This is a genomic window from Microbulbifer maximicatervae (SeqCode), assembly GCF_052467815.1.
The window spans coordinates 2,274,383-2,298,693 of sequence record NZ_CP174326.1 but is presented as its reverse complement, the minus strand read 5'-3'; the positions used below and the strand labels follow the sequence as shown (position 1 = coordinate 2,298,693).

Below are 24,311 nucleotides of genomic sequence, written 5' to 3'. Positions count from 1 at the left end.
TTGCATGCAGTGGATTTTATCGTGCAAGAAGAAATTCACTCTTTCATTTTTTATGATAACGTAAAATAATATATTTTCTATTGATAATTAACGTAAGGAATCTCTAATGTTTAAAAAGGCATTTTCTATTATTTCTGGTGCAGTAGCACTCTCTGTTTTTTCTGTTCAATCTCATGCTTACTTAGAATGCGGTTACATTGATGTGAAAGGAATAACGGTACAAGCAACTCGTGACAATGGTAGTGCTTATGCAGATACTTTACGTATATTTGTAAATAGCCAGGGAGATTGTGAAGGAGTCAAATACGCATATCTTGAAAACTCAGAACCATCTTATCCAAGTATTTTATCTACTCTGCTATCTGCGCAGGCTTCAGGAAAAAAAGTAAGCGTAAATGTTAAAGAGTCGAGCGGTATATCTTCAGATGCACATGAAATTGAATGGATAAGCATCTGGGAATAAGTTTAATTAATATCGCAGGATACACATAAGAAGCCGTTGAAGCATACCCAAGCAAGCATGGTCCGATTTGCCAGGCTTGCTTGGGGATCTTAACGGGGCATTCAGTCTGTAGAAAAACGCTTAGAGGTTTGTGTTTTTTGATAAAATGGAGCCTCAATATTGAGATCCTATACACACCCAACTCCAAGAACTATGATTACAACCAAGATGCCATGATCGTAATCAACTTCGAAGGGCAGTTACAACCTCAAACTTTTGAGTTTGCTTTCCACCATCTGATCAATGCTCACATAGATCTATCTGTTTTTAATGAATACCTTCATCGGCCATACCAAAAAACAGGCATTAACCAGGAATGGGTTGAAGACCCCAACAGAATTAACGGCGCGTAAAAATAGTTTACATAATTGATATTTAGCGATTCTAGCTACCAATTAATACGATTCTTCTGCAAGCGCTCAACAAAACCTACCCCCTTGCCCTTATAACTCATTGCTATAACCATCTTAATCATTATTGACCTCCAGAAGCTCGGACTGGTGTGCCATCTAGACAGAGCAAAGGCGATAAATATTCCCTCAGATTGCCGCTAAAACCTTTAAAATCTGTATTTTCCATATAAATCAGTTAGTTAGGCTATTAGAATCTCTTAACTTAAAAATCAAGAAGACTTAATTGGAGACCAAATGCCGATAAGAATCCTGTAATTACCCCTCTCTCATTGACGAAGCCGCCAGATATTAATATATTAATCAACGTGAGTAGCGATAGTCGGTGTCCCTTTGGGGTAGCTCTCATGGCACCAGTTAACACTGGTTTCCACCAAAGTGTGGTCATAATCAAGACGCCCGACAGTGATTATGCAGAGCCCCGGTTTTCCGGGGCTTTTGCATTTTTGATGCTTATAATCGTTTTCTGAGATATTCCGACAAAATCATACAAAAGCGTTTACCGCCGTGCCCCCGCACATCAAACGGACGATTTCTCCGCCAATGCACACTGCGAACCCAAAGCCCCAACTGTGGATTACGTTTACTTTTGAAATTTAAACGCATACAGATATACCAACCCTGCTGCTCCTTAAACCCAGAGCGACCTTCTTGCCGGTAAATAATTTACCTACTTCCCCCTATAAGGCAATTTCGGTATGTCAGGTCACGAATAATCTCCGGTAACTGTTGCGAGAAGTCCCATCGAACAGGGCAAAAAACTCTCTCTTCCACATTGCCGCCACGCTTTGATTCACGAACCATTACGTGACTATCTAAGTCTTCAGGATTTCGTAACCGCGTAAAACAATGGTTGGAAAAAATAACTCGGCAAGCAATATCTTTCGCAGGCTCTCCCTTTTCAAGCTTCACACCATATGAAGTCTCGAATTCCTGTGTGTGCTTTAGGTTGTAGATATTTCCCGTATCGGGGCAAATCCACTGCCATTTTTTCTTATCGTACATGGAGGCTAACCGGCAAATTTAATAAGTAGACCTCAGGAAAAATTCATTATCCTGCACTTACCGACTAACTCAATATCAAATAAATTATGGCAGGATAATTCAGTTTAAATATTTAACCAACACATAAAGCCAAACTCAATTTAACCCGATACATCCAATAAGAAACTGATACCCACAAGACAGACAGAAAAAAATTTAGGCGCCCAAATAATCTTATTGGATTTTATTCAGTTTTCTTCAGCGTCAAAGCTGCGTAGAATCGATAGATATTTAGCAATATTTTGGGCCGTGATCAAATCGGCTTCGACAAGCCAGCAGCCCAAGATAAAACAAGAACATCAAGAGTTGTATAAAAGACCCATTCTCAAAGGAGAACGGTAGCGTGACGTAAGAGACAGTAAAAGGCGCTGACCCAAGGTGCGGCAACACCCGGGGCCAGCTAACCAAGTTGATATCACAGTTATCAAAGTGGCTCCATGAATGGTACGCTAGAAACCCGCTCGTCTTCAATAAAAGGTTGCACTTTCAGTAGCCTGAGGCGATTCCCTAAGCACTGGGAGTCTAGCGCCCGCCTTTTCTTCTTTTACGCCTACCGTTCTCGCGCCCCTCCTAATACCTGCAACCGTTCTTACTTTCCTTGCCCTCCCGTTGCGGGAGGTTTGCCAATGCTTTGCGTCTCATTAGGAAACCAATATGTTGATTTTAAACCGCCGTACTGGCGAGAACCTCAGGATTGGGGAAAACGTCTCAATCACGATATTAGAAGTTAAAGGTAATCAGGTGCGGGTAGGCATAATCGCTCCCAAGACCTTGGCGGTTCACCGTGAAGAGATTTATAGGAGAATCAAAAGACAACAGAGGCAAGACAATGGGGATAAAAAGCAAATTTTCCCAGTAGAGTGAGCCCTAACAATCCTGCTTTGGTCCTACTACTCCAAAACGATAACTACCGCAACCCTTGTGTAATCGAACAATCTATCCAGCATTTAGGGCTTCCTTATTCCAAAGGCCCTAAATGCTGGACAGAAAACTTTAACAGTGCCTAGGCAAGGTAAATTAATGTAACAATTTAGCCAGTTGTACCACTTAATGCAGAAGATACAAAAGCTGGCAAAATACGTTGTTCTATCAAGCCCAGGGTTTTGTCATCATCTCTGTGGCCGGTGACGGCAATTACTAAATCAAGATCTTCAATAGCCATGACATACTGGCCACCACCGCCCCAACCAAATTTTGCGATATATTTCTTGTTGCCAACCTTCAGGGGCGTTCGCCAGAAGAAGTAGCCGTATGAGAAGTTGGTATAGTCAAACTCATCACCTGTGGGAACAGCTACTTTTCCGGTGGCCTTAGCAATAAACGCTTCAGGGATTAACTGATCGCCATTCCATCTGCCTTTATTGAGTACCAAGGTGCCCCACTTAACCATACTGCGAGATGTCATCATGGCCCTTGACCCTGCCTGGGGCACGCCGCTGACGGCTTCCTTCCAGTGATAGTTGTCGATCCCCATCTTCTCTAGCAGCTCTTTTTTAATAAAGTCGCTTGCGGAACCGGGGACAACGGCGTCCAGTACCAACATTGCAATCATTGGATCTGAGCCTTGGTATAAATAGGTTTGCGAATCAAGAGTGATCGGCTTACTGTGACTTAAATAGATTTGAGCCAGCTTTTTCCCGGTTAACTGCTCTTTGCTTTCCAGTAGAGCATCGAGTTTTTCCTCTGCAATACGGATTCCCGACTGCATGCTCATAGCATGATTTAGTGTGACAAGGTCTGCGCCTTTAACAAGCTGTTTCCTATCCAACCCCTTTAGAAAGGAAATGACAGGCTTGTCTAAGTCTGCCATGGTCAAATAACCTAACTGTATCGCCCGACCAATTGCCAGGGCTGTATAAGCCTTTGTGGCAGATGCTTGCGGGTGAGGAAAATTAACACGACCAAGGGAGTAGTAGGATTCAAATACCAGTTTGTTATTTTGAGCAATTAGTAGGCTATCGTAGGGTGTGTGTTGGTTGTCTGCTATTTCCCGTGCCAGTTTTTCCAAGCTCTCCTTGATGGTATCGATTTCACCAACAGGAATACCGTCTTTTCTATCCGCTGGGGCTGTATCTATAAATGCTGTTTTAAGCTTTGGTATTGATCTCTCCAGGCCTGTGAGGTCGCTACTATAGTCGACCATATTGACTTCTGGTGCCTGTAGGTCTCCTGCGCTTACAGTAGTAAATACCCCGTACGTTAGCCCGATTGTGATTAGCTTCTTGATAAGCATTTTATATCCTATATTTAATTTTTAACGGTTTATTAATATGGCTCGATATACTATTGATTAGTGCTTCACTTTATCCGCAAGCCAATAAATACTGCGCACTGAAGTCTTTGGAAACGCCGTTGTGTGATTAGCCGATTCAATAACCACCGGTTCTATGGATAAGTTAGCCAGCTTTTGGCTCTTTAACTCACTAACAAACCTTTCTACCGTTGCACCCAGCTCCTTTTCTAAAGCGCCGTAGGCAATAAATACATTGGTTTGTTTTGGTAGTTCTATCAATGGTTTGTTAGGCTCTAGTTCAAGACGAGAATCCATATAAGTGCCTATCAATCTTGATGGGCTACCGATAATGTAGTTCTGAAAAGTATCCGGTTGGCTTATTAAGGCATAGACTCCAAAGAGACCACCAAATGAGTAACCGAAATATGTCCGATTATCTGGATTCGCGCGGTAATTGCTTTCGATATACTTTATAACGTCATTTCTGATAAAGGCGAGATGCTGATGGGCCTCTCCTTTAAAGGATTCTTTATCGTTAGCTTTATCATCTGAGGGTAGTGCTGGTTTAAAGTCCCGATATCGACTCGACCATTCATTTTCATCAGCTGGCATACCTTTCCGCCAGCCAATGCCCACCAAAATTGCATCTTCCAGTGCATACTCAGTGGTGGCCGACAGTATTTCAACCGCCCACAAAGCATCTGTATAATAAATGACCGGATGCTTTTTGGTGTCACTCTCCTTATATTTCTCAGGCAGCTTGATATACAGCTCGTATTCCCTGTTATTGCTGGAGTCCTGAATGGGTATCACTTGGATTGTGGATAACTCCAGGGCTTTATGCTCACCGGCTTTAAGAGCCGTTATAGGTAGTAGCAAGAGGAAGGCAACTAGTAAACGCTTTTTCATATCAGTATTTATACCGTTACATGTGATCGGAGAAGCGTTGAATCTAAACAAGGAGCCTATGAAACACCTGAAGTGCCCCTGACTTTTAAATGACTTTGTTCTGTTGCTATAAATTGCTTATTTATCAACAGCTTACAAAGTCTGCTTTAGCTGTAATCAGGGTTTATGCTAGTATCCATTGCCAAAATTTAGCTCATATTTTGTTCAGGTAGATACATCAATGACTTCACAATATTGGGTGGGTGACTTCTTTGTTGATTTATCCAGAAACCAGATCACCCGACATGAGCACTCGCAAACTGTCCCCCCTAAAGCCCTTGCTGTCTTAACCCACTTAGCAAGACATCAGCGAAAAGTGGTGAGCCAGGATGAGCTACTGTCTGAGGTCTGGCCGGATACAATAGTCACACCCAATACGCTGCAAAGAAGTATTGCGCAACTTAGAAAAGCCTTTGGGGAAGATCGGAAGCAGCAGTCTTATATTAGGACCCATGCGAAACAGGGTTATAGCCTGGAATGCGATATTGTTTGGCAAGATGGTGATTCTATTCCACAGGGTAAGACAGCACCGGAAGAGGAAGCTCCCTCCCCTACTCCCCCTGAGCATGAAATTGATATAACACCGGTTAATCCAAACCACCAAACCCAGACGATCAAACCAAATCGATTTCCAATCTTTGCACTTGTCGGGTTGGTATTATTAGTATTTGTTATATTTAAATACTCTCCGCCCGAGCAAAGCTCTCAGCTTGTATTTGATCGATTACAGGCGGTAACTGCAACTGACCGTAAAGAGTTTAGCCCCTCTTATTCGCCTGACGGTGAATATATTATATTTAATCGTTACTTAGATAAGCTCTGCGTTAATAAAATCTGGGCCAGAAATATTCATACACAGAAGGAAACAGAGTTAACTCCAGAATGGGGTACTTATGGCCGCCATACACTATCACCGGATGGCAAGAAACTGGTATTTATTTCTGAAGAAGACTGCACCATACCGCTAACCCAAAATACTTGTTACAACCTGGTAAGCCTGGATTTTCAAAAGGCATTAGCCAGCCCACAGCAGCCAAATGTATTAATGCGCTGTAGAAATTCCGCAATTAAGAACCCGGTATGGCTAAATAATAATGATCTCGCTATTTTGCACAAAGAGACTGACCGTTGGCGGTTGATCAACTATTCAGTCAAGGATAATACCAGTCGAGTCCTTTATGACCTGGAGAATGGAAACCTGGCCTATTTTGATTACTCAATAAGTGAAGGGTTAATAGCAGTAACCAGCCATCATCAAGATGGCCAGCTTTATATCGATATGCTGGATTCCAAGGGGGCGCTTTTATCCAGCCACCCGATAGACTATCCGGATGAAATCCCTCAGCGCAGGACCATATCCCCTAACTTTTCACCGCTTACAGATGAGTTAATCTTTAGCACAGGGCGGCGACTCTTCTCTCTCACTTATGATGGAAAGGTCAGTAAGCTTGATTTACCCCTGGATCAGTCTGCTAGCTCGCCGGAATTCCACCCAAATGGGCAGAGGGCACTTCTGATTAAGGGCCGATACGATAGTGATATTGCATCAATACCGCTTAACCAACCTGAGTCAATCGATACACCTTCGGACGAAGATGTCAGCGAACTCTACCCAAGCACAACACGGTCGATTTTGGGAGAAGATGATGGCATTTTCCAACCCAATGGTAACTTGATTGCGTTTACATCCAGGCGCTCTGGTGAAGATCAGGTGTGGATAAGTGATGGCAGTGATTTACGGCAAGTCAGCCTGTTTCCTATGGATACCAATATCTACGGTATTAGCTGGTCTGCCGACGGCCAAAGCATACTGGCGAGTGCCAATCAGATACTGACTAAAATCTCCCTAGACGGTAGCAGAGAAGCCTTCTCACTAGCGCATCCAGTTGACCGACTATTCCAGTGGGATAGCGTGAGTAACCTCGCACTGTTAACTTTAACGGTTAAAGGCGTTACAAAGTTTGCAGAAGTAAACTTGGATAATCTCGAAGTTAGCATTATCAGCGATACCCAAGTTAACTGGGCCCAACGAAGCGAGGATGGCCGGCTGATCTATATGGATCATATGAACCGCTTCTGGCAGCCCGGCCCTGCGGAAGACCAGCTTATTGAAAAGCTGATTGATCAGGGCAGTGAGAAAAGGTTTGTAGTCAAAGAGAATGTGATTTACTCAATCAATCGAGATGACCAGCTGTGGTCATACGATCTCAGCACTGGTGACTTTTCTATTTTGAGAGCAGTGCATAGAGACATCGATTACTTGACTGATATTAATCAGAAAAATCTAATGATTACCTATGTTGTTGCCGCTAAAAAAGAAGTGGCTGAGTTATTCTTAAGAAAATAAAACGTTCTTAAGGGGCTCTGCACTTTTTGATAGGCCTTGAGTTTACAAGCAACTTGAGGCTTTGTAGGGAAAATAACACTATAACTCATCATTTAAATTAGTAGATGGTTAACCGTTCTCCTTTAATATAACTACTGCAATATTATTTATTGTGACCTTCATTGATACCTTGATTTCATAGCACCAATTAATATTTATTAACTTTAATTCTCATGCGAGAACATGGCCAAATAGCTCTGACTTTAAAGTTAGCAACCAGACGTCGAAGAAAGAGACCGGAGCAGTTCTAAAAACCACTCCAGTCAAAATAGCCTACCAACGTTTATCGGAAACTATATAAACAATTAATCAAGAAGGATAATCAGTTAGTCAAAGTGAGTAACGATTACCTGAGAGTTAAACCAAATATCATTACCGACCATAACCCTCAGAGCAGCTTCACCTTCAAAGTCACTATTATTCCATATTAATTTTGCAGTTTTATTTTCACGGTTTACTTCACTAATCTCACAAGTTCCCATGTCCACAATACAAACAGGAATATCTAGAACCCGTTGTCCTTGACTTGGAGTTGTCCAACTTAAATCATAAGTAATGGAACCATCGTTATCACTAACTTGAGTTATGGCGGGATTATTCTCTAATGTATTTTCAATAACCGTTAGCCCTCCCATACCATCAGCAGAGTAGATTAGGTTATCAATGACTTCCACATCATTTGAAGGGCCAGAAGTACTGAAATGCCCTACTATTTCAGGTGCTCGGGTAACTCCAACATCATAAATTGTCACACCATTTCCATTAAGGAAGGCCAGTCCATCATTGAGAACGACTTTAGGCTGATACCCTCTAAACCCACTGCTGATATCGACTGCCGATGTCGTATCTACAATTGGCAAACCATTTTCATCCAATGTAGTGGCGCAAAGGGTAAATCCTGAGAAAGCTACCAGGGTTGAGTCCTCAACATCTAGAGAGTAAATAGTCCTATGACAGAATCTGGTTTCGCTTAGTATTACCGCTGTAGGTAAAGAGATGTCTGCGATCTGAACGCCTAGACTTGACGCCATATAGAGTGAGTCACCATGGGCTGTAATTTCATATACTAATCCTGGCGCTTCAAATTCACTCCATTGAGATCCATCAACTAAAAAACGTATCAAGGAGTAATCTTCTTCATCATTTACAGCTGGATACTGTTCAACCGTAAAGTGTCCTTTTTGCAGCTTTGTACTCTTATAGGCGGAGTCCAGAATCCTCTTTGAAGTAGGATTGGCTTGGAATAACTCAACAATATTTTCACCGCCGGAAACATCTATATCAGAAAGACCACCGCTAAATGGAATACTAACTATATCATTCTTATATGATTCAATATTGCCTATATAAGAGTCCGCTGAAGATCGGGAAATAGAAAAATCAAATTCTGGATTCAGCCTTTCTGATATATCGTAGAAGTTAATACTGCCTTCAGCATCTGATGCGGCAAGCAGGCTTTCACTAGGAAATGCCAAGTACTCTAGAGATTTACCCTCTGAAAGGGTATTCAATTGTGCTGAACCCATTTTTTTTACTTCACTCGTTGCCACACTTCCATCAAAATGCTTTATAGCAACGATTTCCCCATTGTCTGTAACGTAATCAGCTCCTGTTTGGAGGTATTTAACTTCAGGATGAAGAATGTTTATATCTTCACCTAGTGGAAAGGTAGTGGTCAGCCCCTGTGTATTGAGATAGAGAAAGGTTTCACCTTTGGATATAGTAAAATTGTACGGGGCTTCAGTATCTATATTTTCAAAAACAAATGACTGACTTGCAGTTAGGCTACCATCATCATCAAGTTCATATTTTGCAAGGTGATCTTTTTCAACACAGAAAAGCTGATCTTTATGAAGTTCAATGTCATAACATGAAATTGAAGAAGAGGCAGTCGGGGTACTCATGCCTGGATCGGTTAATATATCAAAGGTATATAATTTACTGCCAGTAGCTACAACAGCCCTACCCTCCGAAACTAATATTTTTTTTGGGTAATCTATATTTGCCTCCACGCCAACCAAATTCACATTGGGTAGATCGGAAATATCATAGATTTTAAGTCCGTTTGTACTATTATTAAAAGCTACAGCCAGATAGTCACCATAGACAGCACCAAAAGCTTTTTCAGCTCCGTTATCTGCAGCACTGGTTGGAACCGTGACTGTTTGTAATATTTGTCCTTCAGTAGAAGTTTGAATAAACTCCAAGTTTTTCGTAGAGACCACTATTGCCCAGTTTTCATATTGGACAATATTTTTTTCATGCCATGAATAAACATCTATCTGTTGATGAACTTCCTTAGGAGTTGGCTGCCCCAACTCAGGTAGTGGGCGATTTATAAACGAGCTGCTATTGTCAACAAAGTAAATACGCTCATCTGAAAGATAAAAATCTTCCGCTACCCAAACTCCTTCCGTCGCATAGTTCTTGAACGGATTTTCTTTTAAGCTAGCAGCAGAAATAATGGTAAATTGTGAGGTATCTGTCGTCTCCCCGTTATCGACCGTTAGCTCCAGTGTAATAGGATGTGCCCCTGCTGTTGGGTCAAGATTATATGACGGATAAAAGGTTACCGTATCAGTATCATCTCCTTCGAGGCTTCCTCCCCCCGATGTCAATCTACGCCACTGATAAGTTAAATTGGAATCATTATTTGACGTACTTTCTGCGGCACTTAGTGTAACCAGTTCGCCATCAACAACTCTTGCAGGTCCGGAAATAACAGCTGTCGGAGCCGTTGCGGCTGGAGGTGATTGATTATTTGATTGAGATTGTGATCCAGATGAATCACCGCCACCGCCACCACCTCCTCCGCAAGCGGAAAGCACAAAGACAGAACTAAGATATAAAGCTTTATTAAAGCTACCCACAGATAAATCTCCCCAAAAACTTTTAATAGAATATCTTTTGTAAGAATTTTTGTTGCGCAGGGACTTTATCAAATAAAATTGCTGGAAAATCCTTTTTTCTTCCTTATTTCGAGCCGAAACGTACCAAGTTGGTCAGTGACTGAACATTCATGGTTGATTTTTCTACAATAGGGAGGGGTGACATTAAATGCAAATTAACTGCGGGCACTTCTTAAATATGCCGCTGAGCCTTATTGCTTGAATATATTTCTAGCATCACTGGGAAAAGAAATTGAATTTATAAATAAGTGATTCAAATCAATTGGTGCTTACCCTAATTAGATAATTAGAACTCTTTGCGACCCTCTATAAAGGTATTCCAATCTCTGCTCTTATTTGGCGATGTAAAAAATACAAAGATTTCCACTCTATATAGTATCTCTCGTATATAGATACACACATCCTGAGGATGCAGGATGCTCCAGAAAACTACCCAATCGCTACAACCTTGCACTACTTTAAATGGCTTGAACCAGATAGCGCCCAACAGGTACCTTCGCACAAACGTCACAAGGTTTTTCGATGACTTTTTGTTCACTATGAACAAAAAATAGACCAAATTTTCAATGACGGTTTATTTAGATAATAATCATCGCAAAATTTTGTATAATTTAACTTGGAATAAATCCAATTAATATATAGGCCACCATCAAGCCCCTGGCTTTTTGAGTCATTTTGGCCTATTCAAAGTTAAGCTTTTATATTTTATAGAGCTAAAAAATGAAAAAAATCTTGAGCATTATTGCACTGGCCATTGCTACTACCTCCTGTATGAAACTCGAAGTACAACCTGGCAACGTTATCGGGGACACAGTAGATGCGGGCAAAGATGCGTTCCAAAGTATCAAGAGAAGCCGCAATGGTGAAGAAGAGAGAGACTTTTCTCACAAAATTAGCTATGACCCAGCCATATCCAATGCTATCAATATCACCAACTGCAAAAAGGAAATGATGGAGGTTATCTCTGCCTCTGAACTTTCAGTCTCTCAAATCTTGACCGAGTCCTCTGAAGTTATTGGAGAGGAAGGCAGTAAAAGTGTTCAGTGCACCGCGAAAGTAGTGGTTACCAAGAACATCTAAAGCTCCAAACTATAGGCCTTGATATATGTTTCTGGTAGAGCCCCTCCGGGGCTCTATTCCAACTCTTTCAAGTCCGCTTAGTGGACTATCCTGATTTCCATAGCCAAGGAATGGGAAAATGATTAAAAGCCTCTCAAATTCACTCACTATTCTCTCTCTGAGTATGCTCCCTGCCCTGGTTCAGGCTGACACAGCTACCAAGGAGATAAATCATCTGATGGAGTTTGTTTCGGCTTCAGAGTGCACATTTATCCGTAATGATAGCAAGCATACCAGCCAGGAAGCCGTGGAGCATATGGAGAAAAAATACAAATATTTCTCCAATAAAATTGTTAGCGCTGAGGATTTTATTAAACTAAGTGCCAGCGCAAGCACTTTTAGCGGCAAACCTTATCATATACAGTGTGCAGACCAACCCAAAGAAGAATCCCAGCAGTGGCTTTTAGATGAGCTTGCACGCTATCGTGAAACTATTCAGTTAACTCCTGATAATACTTAAGCCATTAGCAAGAGGCCAACTCAATTAAAGCTGATACCTAGGGAGCCTCTGAATAGCTCCGTGATACCTCTGGCATGCAGAGCGGTTCACAATCAAGGCGCGGCTTTGCAGGAATGTCTAGACCTTTCAAGAAGTCGCAACGCGGAGTGTGAATCGCTCTGCAAGCCCCGAAGGGCGGGCCTTGAAGGCCGCATCTGCTGCGTTGCAGCTCTTGCAAAGGGCTACGGCCATTCGCGGCGAGCTGCGCCTAACATCAGCACCCTTCAAGACCCGCAGAGGCATTACGGAGCTATTCAGGGGCTCCCTAGCTACCTTACCAAAAGCAATTGAATTGGCCTAACTTCAGCATAGTTAAGGAGGCCCAGAATAACTTGCTTCTCATACCCTTTCATTCTAAACAGCTAAAACTATCCGAAACAAAAACTTCAATCCTACCTGAATAGAAATATACTTAATTAGCCAAAGAAGAACTTCATTGCTGAAAACGCAAATATACTAAGAAAGACAACGGCAAGAGTATTTCTAATCACGCAACTAACTAAAATAGTGAATAGACCTGCCACAAGGAAGGGGTTAGTTAGATCGGAATTGGAAAGTTCAACCTCTCCAAAAACAATTGGAGCCGCCATTGAGGCCAATATACAAGGTGCAGTAAACCTTAAAAAACGTTGAGTATTATTGTTTAACTTTATTGGAAGATTCTTTATAAAGAAAGCATAACGCATGTAAAAAGTAATAGCAGACATTGCTAAGATGGTATAAATACTCATACCTCTTCCTCCTCAGCCTTGTCTTCTAGGAGATAGCCTATACACATACCCATCAATCCTGAAAATAGCAACCCATGGAATACTGCATAAATATGAAATATTACTGAACTCGCTGCCGAAACCAAAACAGCTATGAGAGTAGCTCGAGATTTAATATTTGGAACGACCATAGCAATAAAAGTTGCAGCAATTGCAAATTCCAACCCAAGTGCCTCCAGGTTGGGGATACCCTTTCCGGCTATAATTCCTGCAAAGGTAGATAGATTCCATATTAAGTAGAAAGTAAATCCGGATATTAGTGCATACTCAAATGAGAAATATCCAAGTGTTCTCTTTTTATTCTCGGCAACTGCAAACATTTCATCCGTAAGAAGAAATGCAAATGCAATTCGCTTGTATAGAGGCAGCTTTAAAGCTTCACCTCTAAAAGTCGCAGAGTAGAGTAGATGGCGAGAACTTACAACTGCCGTACTACCTAGGATAGAAGAAAGACCACCGCCCACACCAATAATGGAAAGAGCCGATAACTGCGCTGCCCCGGCAAATACCAGCAAGGACATTAGCTGTGATTCTAGTGGGCTCAAGCCCATTTTAATTCCTAAAGAACCACAAAGAATCCCCCATGGAATTACGGCTATTGCTAATGGCAAAGTATCAAGTACTGCTGCCATCCCAAGTGAATGCGATCTTTCTGCGGGAATGGCTCTTTGAAAATTCATGATAATAACTGACAATTTTTACAATTAGGGATTGTTTACTGTTTTATCTGATACAAACTTACAAAGTTGTACCAGAGGTTAACAACTGACAATACGGGAATGATGATAAGCAATAATTATTAGCATCCGACCAGGGAAATACTGAAATCTTGCCTCCATTTTTCTTCGTGAAACCTTTAATCATTTAGTCTTTAATCCGACGGGACTTATATATTTTGAACTCCAGAGGGTCAACTGATTTTTTTACATTGAAATATCAAGTGCAAAAAAGCAAAAATATAGAAAAAGTAGTTTTGGTAAGCTCCATATGGTGAAAGGACTATCTTATCGAGATCAATCTGGCTACTTAAGCTTAGTGACGACAAACGATCTCTCTTGACCCAACCACGGTAAACACGGACAGAACAAAAATAACAATCTTCACTGTACTGAATTTTCTTACTATTTTAATAGTTGTCAACGAACAGCTTGCGAATACTTACATAACAAATAGTGATACATTTATCAAAATTAATTGAACAAATGAATACAGCAATATAACTACTTGTTCCGCTGCTCAGGTCAATGTAGCCTCGGAGAAAAGTACTTAGAGCAAGTTATGGAAAGTGAACTTCAATCACTTCGCGCAGAATTGGCCCTACTGGAGCGGGACAATCGCCGTCGTCTTGAGATATTCGAACAGCGGTTATCCGCTCTAGAAGCACAGCTTCAGCAAGATACAGCGGATCAGTTAGCAGCCAAGCTCCCGATAGAGGATAATCCAGAGGATGAACTGGCTCAGTTGATGGGGCCCGCCCACTCTAAGTCCCCAGAACCAGACCAAACAACTTCCCCTCCTACAGTTCCAGTCCATCCGAAGAATACTATCTCCACGCCACGCCCCCAAAGCGTGGGCAAACCAAGTAAATTGGCTAAATGGATATCTGAGGAACTACCGAGCCTATTAGAACCTACCCTGGAACCACTGAACCGGGTTTGGGGTTCCTTGATGAGCTTCTACCGGCACTATCAAAACCAGGGGAAGGCTCCGGTCTTCTTTATGACGGCTGCCGGTATATTGGCATTGGTGTTTGGCTTTGCTTACCTATTGCAGTTTTCTTTCAATGCCTACCTGGGCCCCGCCGGTAAAGTGACTCTTGGCTTCCTAGTCGCGGCGGCAACCACTGTGGGCGGTGTAACGTTTAGACGGCGTATGCCCAATATGGCTGACTATGGTTCCGGGCTAATCGCACTCGGGGTCATACTCCTTTATTTGTGTGGTTATTTTGCCGGGCCATACTATCAGTTAGTCCCGATTCCAGTCGGGGTCGGACTATTAGTAGCAACGACATCGATCTCCTATTTACTTGCCCTGCTGTTTGAGACCCGGGTTGTCTCCATGGTGACCTTATTGGGCGGCGCCACCATGCCACTGGTGGCTAATCATGTTGATCCAACTGCTGTTGTATATCTAAGCTACTTGTTGGTTCTCGCTCTCGCCATGCTCCATTTATCCAAGCTGATTCACTGGCCTCAGCTCGCACTGGTCACTATGGCACTGAGTGCTGGCATGTTCGAGTTCTCGGTCGCGAATCTGGGGGAGTCTACCTCTACCTGGAGCCTATTGCTGATAGTTCATGGTTTCTTCTATGGTTTTGCTCACTACATTTTAAGTGGACTTAGTGGCAGGGAGTTGGATGGGAAACGCATCGGTATGCTGGTAGCCAACCTGGTGCTATTTATCCATATAAGCTGGTCTTTGACCCCTTCTAGCAACGCCCTGGGGGTAATTTGGTTGTTCAACCTTTTGCCCTGGGCGGCGCTCGCTATCTGCTCTCGACCGTTATTCGGCTACGGTACTGATAGTGACTCAGCCCGCAGTATCCTCGCAATGGCATTACTCCATGGGGGCTTGCTAGCAGGCTTGGCTATTTTGGCTCTTTGCAGCCCCGAATTGTTGGGTATCGTCTGGTGTATTGAAGGACTCCTACTGATTTACCTCGGTCTACATTTCGGTTTTATCAGCGTGCGTTGTGAGGGCTATATCGCCCTTGCCTTAGCCGGTATAACCTTGTTTTTGCAAGCCCTGGTATGGGTAGCTGAAAGTCTGGTGCCAGCACCACTTCTGCTATCCCTTGACGTCAGCGCAGGCTGGACAAATTGGCTGACCCTAAGTGCCGCTGCCTTTGCCCTCACTCAGCTATTGCGCCATAGTGCAGGAAAAACCACTCCCGCAGAGCAAGGTTTCACCCTTGTTGCCGATAATGCTTTTGGGCTGCTTTTATCGGCTAGCTTCCTGTTATCGGTAGGTATTATCTGGCCACAGGGAATGTGGTTGCTTGCACCACTGCCAATGACTTTCCTGATCTGGCGCAGCCAACGCATGAATTCAGCATTTAGCGAGTGGCTCGGCCTCTGGCATTACCTTCTGTTGTTTATTCCACTACTGGCCAGTGCATCAGTTGTGGGCAACCTCCATTTCTATGATCAAATTCCCTACGGCAAAATCGCCAGTGTTGAAGCTTTCCTGGCGCTTTGGTTGATTGCCGAGCTCTATCACCAGCTGAATATACAATCACCAGGGCAGAAGCTGGCATTGGCACTGCGTAAACTCTTTTACGCTTTACTGCCCATTATTGCCTTACCTACCATACTGTATAAGGCCAGTGACTACTTCACTGTTGCTATGTGGTTCTCGTGTGGTATTGCCCTATACCTCTACATATGGCTGCGGATGGAACATCTAAAACAAGAATTTCGCATTTTGATTTCTGCTGCAAGCCTTATCACTATCGGCGGTTGTCTCCTACAAGAGTTTGTCGGCTGGCAGGGCAAGGCGATGGAGGGGCTATTGCTGGGAGTCGCCAGCTTCATAGGGCTCATATGGCTTGGCCAGGGCTTAAAGCGATCTCCCGCAGGTAGGGAGTGGCAGCAAGCTATCCACTGGGCACTGAAGCCTGTATTCCCGCTGGCCTTCTACTATTTTGCAGCAGTACTGATAGCTGTCAGTTACACTTTGACTCGTGACTATGTACTGTCATTACTACTCACTCAGCTCTATTTTGGGAGCCTCTTTTTCGGCCAACCCAAGCTGGCACCTGTACGCAACCAGCTAACGCCCTTCTACATGCTGACACTGGGTATTTTTGAATTAATCACACTGATTCAAGTCGGAGCTGTCATTGTAAAATCGCACAATGCAGAGTGGATTGGAGCCTATAACCTAGTCTCTCTTGGCATCGCTGTCCTGCTGGTTTACCACAAAACCCTGCCTACAAGAGCCGTTTGGTCTGGTCATCGAATAGCAAATATGTGGCTGGTGCATGTTACCGCGATTATTGTTTACGTAGCTCTATTAGCACAGCTATTTGATGCCATGTGGCTACCGGCAGTTTCTTTCGCTCTCGTTGTGCATGCGACCCTACTGCTGTTCCAGACATTAAAGCCTGAAACCCAGAAGTTACTCAAGTTATCACTAATTATCTATGGCATAGCTGCACTGAAGATTGTGCTCTGGGATATGCAGGACTTCTCACTAATACAAAAGATAGTCGTTTGTATGTTAGTGGGACTGTGTATGTTGGGCGCGGCGTTTCAGTATCAGAAGTTCTTACCCCGACACACGTTACCCGAATAGGCCGCCGGTTAATTAGACGCTATACCGGGAGTTTGATACCGACAAGCTCCCGATTACTTACCCCTACGTTTAAAAGCAAGTACCATTAACACAAAAGACTCTCTTAGAACTGTAATCGCTAACCGGCTAGTATTAGGCAATTCCAAAATAAATGAACATCCCGATAGATTTTAGAAGCATTTCCCAGCAACTCCCTAGTAACAGCCTGGTTAGGGGAAAAGATTACTTTCGAAACGGCAAAGTTCAGGAATTTAATGTTTCCCACGATGGCAAAACCATCACCGGGAGGGTAAAGGGTTCCTATGCCAGCCACTACAAACAACTTATAGAAATAGTCGAAGACCCTATTTTGGGGGGATTCGAAATTGATGGAGAATGTTCCTGCCCAGTGGGGTACAACTGCAAACATGTAGCCGCTGTACTGATGGCAGCGGTTAATGAAGTCCAGAAGACACCCAGGCGGGTCTCAAATAGTACAACCTGGGAGCATTGGCAAAACAATATTACAGGGAAACAGCGTGAACTCGTGCTTGATTCACCAGCACAACGAGACCTACTGTATACCTTGGATTGGGATGATCGGCATTCCCCTGCACATGCCAGGATTAATGTCTATTCTGCCCGTCCACTCAAAAAAGGCGGCTATGGTAAGCCCCAGCGAGAATACTTCCATATCAACAGCAGCCTTGCCATATCAAAAATCGACCAGAGAATTTTTGGCCTTCAACAACTGCTGTCACAGTCCTTTTTCAGGAAAACCATATCTGGAGAGGAAGGTGCGCTTCTGTTGAGAAGCCTGCTAGACAGTGGACGTTTCTTCAGCGATATCGATTCTCTAACTCCGATTCATGGGGGGGACGCAGTCAAGCTGGAGCTCAACTGGGAAGAAAGTAATAACAGCGCACAGCTGCAATTAGATGTGCCTGACCTTCCCGATGACTGGAAACTAATCCCCACCGAGCCACCTTGCTATTTTTCACCACAAGAAGACATCATTGGTCCTATCATAAGCCCTGTGGGTGGTGGAGCTTTAAATGACTTTGCAACAATGCCAGCCATTTCCAAAAAAGAAATGGGCAGTGCTATTACCTTTCTTAATAATCACTATGGCAGTGAACATTTACCCACACCAAAATCACTACCTATCATACAGGTAGACGATTCACTAAGGCCGGTCTTAACCCTTAAATCGATCCCCATTCCGGGAGAGATTGAAAGTATTCACACGGCCAATTTTCACATTAAGTATGGCCCGGTAGTAATCCGTGCAGAAGAAATACTTGCCGAGAATCCGCCAGAAACTAATATCTACTCTCAACAAGATAAGCTTTATAAAGTAGAGCGAAATTTTCATCACGAAATCGCTGTACTGAAGGATCTTATGCAATGGCAGTGGAGTTTAGGGGGTAATGAAGCCGGTGAGATCTCTCTGTTCTTCGATGATGGCGAAACCGGTCAAACGCCTATTGAGCGCTGGCACGATTTCCTCAACGAGGGTATCCCAAGACTTGAGGAAGCTGGGTGGATAGTCGAATTCGAGAATGATTTTTCTTTAAAAGTACACGAAGTTGAAGATTGGGAATGGCAAACAGAAGAGTCTGACAATGACTGGTTTTCCCTGAGTGCTACCGTAGATATTGAAGGTCAACCCATTCACCTGGCGCCGCTAATATTACAGTATTTGGAATCGGGTTATGCGGCCGCTGATGAAGAAGACATATTAGTTCCCCTCGGCTCAGACCAGTATATTCGTCTGCCCAGTGCACTATTCCGCAATTTATATGCCGTTTTAGAAGAGTGGTATGACAGCGAGTCCCAAAGCCTCAAGGTACCCAGGTTTGCTATGCCGGAGCTGCCGCATGCCGATTCAGCCTGGCAGGGCAATAAAGATCTAAAAGCCCTGGCCAAGAATCTACAAAAGGGCCCGCAAAGTGTAAAACCTCCCAGGGCACTGAAAGCACAATTACGCCCCTACCAGCAATCGGGTTTTGAATGGCTGCAACACCTACGCAAGCTCGATATGAATGGTATTTTGGCCGACGACATGGGCCTGGGTAAAACCTTGCAGGGATTGGCTCATATTCTCAAAGAAAAAGAGAGCCGCCGCTTAACCGCCCCCGCCCTGGTGGTTGTACCCACCAGCTTGGTGGGTAACTGGCTCAACGAAGCCCTGCGCTTTACTCCAACATTAAAAGCGCTACTACTTCACGGCAGTGAGCGGCATGAGAATTTCTCACTCATTCCCGAGTCTGATCTGGTCATAACCACCTACCCGTTGATTGTTCGAGATAGTGAAATATTAAAAGAGTATGATTTTCATCTATTGATTCTCGATGAAGCCCAGGTGATTAAAAATCCCAAATCAAAAGCGGCACAATTACTCCGTACTCTAAGTGCAAAGCACAAAATGTGCATGACAGGTACGCCACTGGAAAACCACTTGGGCGAGTTGTGGGCACTGTTTGACTACCTGATGCCCGGTTTTCTGCACAGCCAGAAAAGGTTTAATGGTCTTTATCGCACCCCCATTGAGAAGCAGGCTAATGAGCACAAGCAACAGACTCTGAACCAGAGAATCTCCCCATTTATTTTACGCCGCACCAAACAAGAAGTGGCCACTGAACTCCCCCCAAAAACAGAAATTATCCAGCGGGTGACTTTCGATACCGCCCAAGCCGCGCTTTACGAAACCGTACGCTCAGTGATGGAGAAGCGGGTTAGGGACCTGATGAAGAAGAAAGGTCTAAATCGCTCTCATATTGAAATCTTGGATGCCCTATTAAAGCTGCGACAAATTTGCTGCGATCCCGGGCTGGTCAAACTGGAAAAGGCAAAAAAGGTTAAACAATCGGCCAAACTGGAAGCACTGATGGACATCCTCCCGGAAATGGTGGAGGAAGGCCGCAAGATACTTGTATTCTCCCAATTTACCGAGATGCTCGGCAAAATTGAAACTGCCCTGGAAGGTCAAGCCATACCCTATGTAAAACTCACCGGGCGCACGCGCAAACGCCAGGAAGCAATTGACGCTTTCCAAAATGGTGATGTTCCCGTATTCCTGATCAGCTTAAAAGCAGGAGGGGTAGGCCTAAACCTTACCGCTGCCGATACGGTTATTCATTACGATCCCTGGTGGAATCCGGCAGTAGAAAACCAGGCAACCGACCGCGCATATCGCATCGGCCAGGATAAGCCAGTCTTTGTGTATAAATTTATCTGCGAAAATACCGTCGAAGAAAAAATCATCGATATGCAAGCGCACAAGCAGGCGCTGGCAGATGCGATTTACAGTAAAGATGGGAAAAGTGCTGCCTTGGATTCGGAGCAGTGGTTGTCACTGTTCCAGGGTTAAATCATTTAATAGGGGCTCCGGTGGAGCCCCTATTTTTCCCGCCCGATTGATCCCATCGATAAACCCCAACAGCGCCCCTTAACCCCCTTTCCCGCCTAATAGTTAAACAATCCGCCAATTTCAGGTAGCATCACCGTCGTATAAAGGTAAAAAAATAAGCGCTAAGCCAAGTGGTAGCGAGCCTTAGCCTTCCTTACACCAGCTGAACAGCCATTGGAGGGAATGTGTCAGCGATAGAGCCCTGTCAATCCGACAACTTCGGTTTTCTTGCCGAGCACGACCCCCTTTTTGTTCAATTAGCCTGCGCCGCCGAGCGTGCCTTCAGCAGCGACCCCAACACCACCCTGATCAAGCTGCGCCAGCTGGGAGAAGCGCTCGCCCAGCATATCGCCAGCATCAGTGGAGTGGCATTTACTGAGCAAACCACACAGCTGGAACTGGTGGAACGGCTGGGGCGCGAACTCAACTTTGAGCCGGCGGTGCGGCAGCTGTTTCGCACCCTGCGCGTCGAGGGCAACCGCGCCACGCACCAGTTCAAAACCCGGCACAAAGAAGCCATGGATGGCCTGCGCGTAGCCCGCACCCTGGCCGTTTGGTTTCACCGCGCCTTTGGCCGCAACGGTGCTCAATTTAAAGCGGGCCGTTTCCAGGCTCCCGAAGACCCCAGTAAAGATCTCCACCAACTGCACGAAAAAATCGCACAGCTGCGCAGCGAGCTGACAGAGGCCAACGTACAGCTCGACTCCAGCCAAAAGCTCAACGACTTGATCGCCCAGGAGAAGTCCGACTACGAGTCCCTGGCCCTGGCCATGGATGAAGAGGCGCGCGCCAATGCCGCTCAGGTCGCCGCTCACGAACAGGCCCTACAAGAGACCAAGCGCGGCTACGAAGACAAAATCCAGGCGTTGCAAAAACAGCTGACTGCAAGCGAGGCCAAAGAGAGGGTCGGCCAGCGCAAAGAAGCCGTGCGCAAAACCAGGGCGGTAAAGCTCGACCTCGATCTCGACGAAGATCTCACCCGCATCCTGATCGACCGACAACTCACCGATGCCGGCTGGGAGGTAGATACAGAGGAACTCAGATACGCCAAAGGCGCACGCCCAGAGAAAGGTATCAATAGGGCCATCGCCGAATGGCCGACTAACAAAGGGCGTGCAGACTATGTGCTGTTTGTCGGCCTGATGCCCATCGCGGTAGTGGAAGCAAAGCGGAAAAATAAAAATGTTGCCGGCAAGATTCCCCAGGCCGAAGGTTACAGCCGCAATATCGTTATACAAGCGCCGCTCACCAGTGCCTGGGAGTTTGCCGGGCGCACCATTGCTTGGCCAGACAACCACAGCGGCCACTATTTAGTACCGTTTGTCTACTCCGGCAATGGGCGCCCCTACCTGCCACAGATACAGGAATTGTCCGGTATCTGGTTTCGGGATGTACGCAGCCCCAGAAATCGCGCCCACGCCCTGCCCAATTTCCACAGCCCCCAGGGCCTGCTCGATCGACTCCAGCGCAGCAAACAGGACGCCGAAGATCAACTCAAGCGGGAACCTTTTGGCTACCTCAAACTGCGCGATTACCAGGAAAAAGCCATTCTCGCCGCAGAAGCTGCGATAACTTCCGGCCAACGCCGCGCCCTGTTGGCCATGGCCACCGGCACCGGCAAAACCCGCACCGTGATCGGCCTGATGTACCGCCTGCTCAAAGCCGAACGCTTTAACCGCATCCTGTTTTTAGTGGACCGCACCGCTCTGGGCGAGCAGGCCCAGGATGCCTTTAAGGAAGCGCCGCTGGAGCAGAACCACCCCATCTCCAAAATTTATAACCTGGCCGAGCTGGGTGATATGGCCGTCGAGGCGGAAACCCGCATCCAGGTCGCCACCGTGCAGGCCATGGTGAGCCGCCTGTTCGCCAGCGAACCAACCCCCACCGTGGATCACTACGATTGCCTGATCGTGGACGAAGCCCACCGAGGCTACACCCTCGACCAGGAGATGACTGAAGGCGAACTGGCCACCCGCGATGCCAGCCAATATCTATCTAGCTACCGCCGCGTGCTGGACTATTTTGACGCAGTGAAAGTAGGCCTCACCGCCACTCCCGCCAAACACACCAGCGAAATTTTCGGCAAGCCGGTATACACCTACTCCTACCGCGAGGCCGTTGCCGATGACTGGCTGATCGACCACGAGCCCCCCATTCGCTACCAAACCCTGCTCAGTAAAAACGGCATCACCTTTGCGCCCGGCAGCACCGTGGAAACGGTGGACACCCAAACCGGTGAAATAGACAGCGCCGAACTGGAAGACGAACTGCACTTCGACGTGGACGCCTTTAACCGCCGCGTGATTAACGAAAACTTTGACCGGGTGATCTGCGAGCAACTGGCGCAGGAGCTGGACCCGCTCGGCGGGGAGAAAACCCTGATTTTCTGTACCACTGACAGCCACGCCGACAGAGTCAAAAGCTTGCTGGACCAAGCTTTTAGCGACTATTGCGGCGACGACTACAACCAGGCCGCCGTGGCCAAAATTACCGGGCAAAGTCCCAGCGTCAAACAGTTAATTCGCCAGTATAAAAACGAGCGCTACCCCAATATCGCCATCACCGTCGACCTGCTCAGCACCGGCATCGACGTACCCAAAATCTGCAACCTGGTCTTTATGCGCCGGGTGCGCTCGCGCATTCTCTACGAACAGATGATCGGCCGCGCCACCCGCCGCTGCGATGAAATCGGCAAAACCGTCTTTCGCATCTACGACCCCGTAGATATTTACGCAGCGCTGCAAAACGTCAACACCATGAAACCCCTGGTCAAAGACCCCAATATCACCCTGGAGCAGTTGGCCGGCGAACTCACCGACCCAGAGCAACTGCAGCGCGCCCTACAGAGCCCCGGCGAACCGGGCATGGACAGCCAGGCCGATGTGGTCCTGAGCCAGCTCAGCCAAAAACTCATGCGGGTATTGCGCAAAGCGGAGAACAGCGCAGAGAAGCGCCCGGCCCTGCGGGAAAAGCTCAATGAATTGGAACAGAGCTGGGGTGTCCCCGCCAAATCCCTGCACAGCCACCTGCACGGCCTCGGCCCACACAAAGCCGCCGAATTTCTCAACCAGCACGGCGGCCTGCTGCATCAGCTGGCCGAAGTGAAAGCCCTGCTCGGCAGCGAGCGCCATCCGGTGATCTCCACACACGCAGATGAAGTCCTCGAACGCAGCCAGGGCTACGGCGAGCACAGCAAGCCCGAAGACTACCTCGACAGCTTCACCCGTTTTATTGGCGAGCAGATTAACGAGTCCGCCGCCATCACCGTGGTCGCCAAGCGCCCCCGCGATCTCACCCGTGCCCAACTCAAGGAGATCAAGCTGCTGCTGGATAGCCACGGCTACACCGAGGCCAAATTACAGGCCGCCGTGCGCAGCCAGACCAACCGGGATATCGCCGCCAGTATTATCGGCCATATCCGCCGTGCCGCCCTGGGGGAGGCCCTGGTGCCCTTTGCCCAGCGCGTGGCGGCGGCCATGGAGAAAATCTACGCCCGCCACCCCTGGAAAACTGCCCAGCGCCGCTGGCTGGAGCGCCTGGCCAAACAGCTGACCCACGAGGTGATTATCGACCGCGACACCATCAACAAACTGCCCGCCTTCCAGGGCGGCGCCCGCCAACTGGACAAGGTGCTGGACGACCAGCTGGACACGGTGTTAGAGGAGCTGAATATGGCTATCTGGGCAACCCCCAAGCCGGTGCCTGCATAAGCCCCCAATTATGTATTAAATTTACAGATTTTTGATACACAAGAGGGTTTGTGTATGAGCCACCCCACACAAGCCCCCTCTCATATCAAATTTG

The 24,311-nt window shown here is 46.0% G+C and carries 15 protein-coding genes; 9 read left to right on the top strand and 6 right to left on the bottom strand.

Annotated elements, in window-relative coordinates; genetic code table 11:
• The first annotated feature begins 106 nt into the window (after window positions 1-106).
• Window positions 107-463 (top strand): hypothetical protein, encoded by a 357-nt coding sequence (locus ACJJIW_RS09950; protein ID WP_444937235.1) that lies wholly within the window; start codon window positions 107-109, stop codon window positions 461-463.
• 137 nt (window positions 464-600) lie between these two features.
• The gene (locus ACJJIW_RS09945) at window positions 601-855 is read left to right on the top strand and encodes a hypothetical protein (RefSeq protein WP_282931299.1); all 255 of its coding nucleotides are present in this window, start codon (window positions 601-603) and stop codon (window positions 853-855) included.
• Between the two features lie 723 nt (window positions 856-1,578).
• Here the strand turns inward: ACJJIW_RS09945 and ACJJIW_RS09940 are convergent.
• On the bottom strand, window positions 1,579-1,917 hold the full coding sequence (locus ACJJIW_RS09940; RefSeq protein ID WP_444937234.1) for a YjaZ family protein: 339 nt from the start codon (window positions 1,915-1,917) through the stop codon (window positions 1,579-1,581).
• A gap of 693 nt (window positions 1,918-2,610) precedes the next feature.
• Here ACJJIW_RS09940 and csrA point away from each other — a divergent pair.
• On the top strand, window positions 2,611-2,820 hold the full coding sequence (csrA, locus tag ACJJIW_RS09935; RefSeq protein WP_282931298.1) for a carbon storage regulator CsrA: 210 nt from the start codon (window positions 2,611-2,613) through the stop codon (window positions 2,818-2,820).
• Between the two features lie 166 nt (window positions 2,821-2,986).
• On the opposite strand, the gene ACJJIW_RS09930 is transcribed toward csrA, so the two are convergent.
• Together ACJJIW_RS09930 and ACJJIW_RS09925 are read right to left on the bottom strand one after the other, a co-directional pair.
• Window positions 2,987-4,189, bottom strand: coding sequence for a serine hydrolase domain-containing protein (locus ACJJIW_RS09930; protein ID WP_444937233.1), 1,203 nt, complete (start codon window positions 4,187-4,189; stop codon window positions 2,987-2,989).
• Between the two features lie 57 nt (window positions 4,190-4,246).
• Window positions 4,247-5,098, bottom strand: a complete 852-nt coding sequence (locus ACJJIW_RS09925) for an alpha/beta hydrolase (protein ID WP_444937232.1) — start codon at window positions 5,096-5,098, stop codon at window positions 4,247-4,249.
• 220 nt (window positions 5,099-5,318) lie between these two features.
• Between ACJJIW_RS09925 and ACJJIW_RS09920 the strand changes: the two genes are divergently transcribed.
• The gene (locus ACJJIW_RS09920) at window positions 5,319-7,484 is read left to right on the top strand and encodes a winged helix-turn-helix domain-containing protein (RefSeq protein ID WP_444937231.1); all 2,166 of its coding nucleotides are present in this window, start codon (window positions 5,319-5,321) and stop codon (window positions 7,482-7,484) included.
• Between the two features lie 365 nt (window positions 7,485-7,849).
• On the opposite strand, the gene ACJJIW_RS09915 is transcribed toward ACJJIW_RS09920, so the two are convergent.
• Window positions 7,850-10,393: an LVIVD repeat-containing protein gene (locus ACJJIW_RS09915; RefSeq protein WP_444937230.1), complete on the bottom strand. Its 2,544-nt coding sequence runs from the start codon at window positions 10,391-10,393 to the stop codon at window positions 7,850-7,852.
• A 759-nt stretch (window positions 10,394-11,152) separates the two neighbouring features.
• On the opposite strand from ACJJIW_RS09915, the gene ACJJIW_RS09910 reads away from it, so the two are divergent.
• Together ACJJIW_RS09910 and ACJJIW_RS09905 are read left to right on the top strand one after the other, a co-directional pair.
• Window positions 11,153-11,512: a hypothetical protein gene (locus tag ACJJIW_RS09910; protein WP_444892006.1), complete on the top strand. Its 360-nt coding sequence runs from the start codon at window positions 11,153-11,155 to the stop codon at window positions 11,510-11,512.
• 118 nt (window positions 11,513-11,630) lie between these two features.
• Complete coding sequence (locus ACJJIW_RS09905) at window positions 11,631-12,011, top strand: DUF5329 family protein (protein WP_282931291.1); 381 nt, start codon at window positions 11,631-11,633, stop codon at window positions 12,009-12,011.
• A 455-nt stretch (window positions 12,012-12,466) separates the two neighbouring features.
• On the opposite strand, the gene ACJJIW_RS09900 is transcribed toward ACJJIW_RS09905, so the two are convergent.
• Together ACJJIW_RS09900 and ACJJIW_RS09895 are read right to left on the bottom strand one after the other, a co-directional pair.
• Window positions 12,467-12,781 carry a branched-chain amino acid transport AzlD family protein gene (locus ACJJIW_RS09900; protein ID WP_282931290.1) on the bottom strand — a complete coding sequence of 105 codons (315 nt, stop codon included), beginning with the start codon at window positions 12,779-12,781 and terminating at the stop codon, window positions 12,467-12,469.
• The gene (locus ACJJIW_RS09895; RefSeq protein ID WP_444937229.1) at window positions 12,778-13,500 is read right to left on the bottom strand and encodes an AzlC family ABC transporter permease; all 723 of its coding nucleotides are present in this window, start codon (window positions 13,498-13,500) and stop codon (window positions 12,778-12,780) included. Before ACJJIW_RS09895 ends, ACJJIW_RS09900 begins: the two co-directional genes overlap by 4 nt.
• 598 nt (window positions 13,501-14,098) lie before the next feature.
• On the opposite strand from ACJJIW_RS09895, the gene ACJJIW_RS09890 reads away from it, so the two are divergent.
• The 3 genes from ACJJIW_RS09890 to hsdR all read left to right on the top strand — a co-directional run bounded on the left by ACJJIW_RS09890 (window position 14,099) and on the right by hsdR (window position 24,217).
• Window positions 14,099-17,116, top strand: coding sequence for a DUF2339 domain-containing protein (locus tag ACJJIW_RS09890; protein WP_444937228.1), 3,018 nt, complete (start codon window positions 14,099-14,101; stop codon window positions 17,114-17,116).
• A 151-nt stretch (window positions 17,117-17,267) separates the two neighbouring features.
• Window positions 17,268-20,468, top strand: a complete 3,201-nt coding sequence (locus ACJJIW_RS09885) for a DEAD/DEAH box helicase (RefSeq protein ID WP_444937227.1) — start codon at window positions 17,268-17,270, stop codon at window positions 20,466-20,468.
• A gap of 224 nt (window positions 20,469-20,692) precedes the next feature.
• Window positions 20,693-24,217 carry a type I restriction-modification system endonuclease gene (gene hsdR, locus ACJJIW_RS09880; protein WP_444937226.1) on the top strand — a complete coding sequence of 1,175 codons (3,525 nt, stop codon included), beginning with the start codon at window positions 20,693-20,695 and terminating at the stop codon, window positions 24,215-24,217.
• Window positions 24,218-24,311 lie beyond the last annotated feature (94 nt).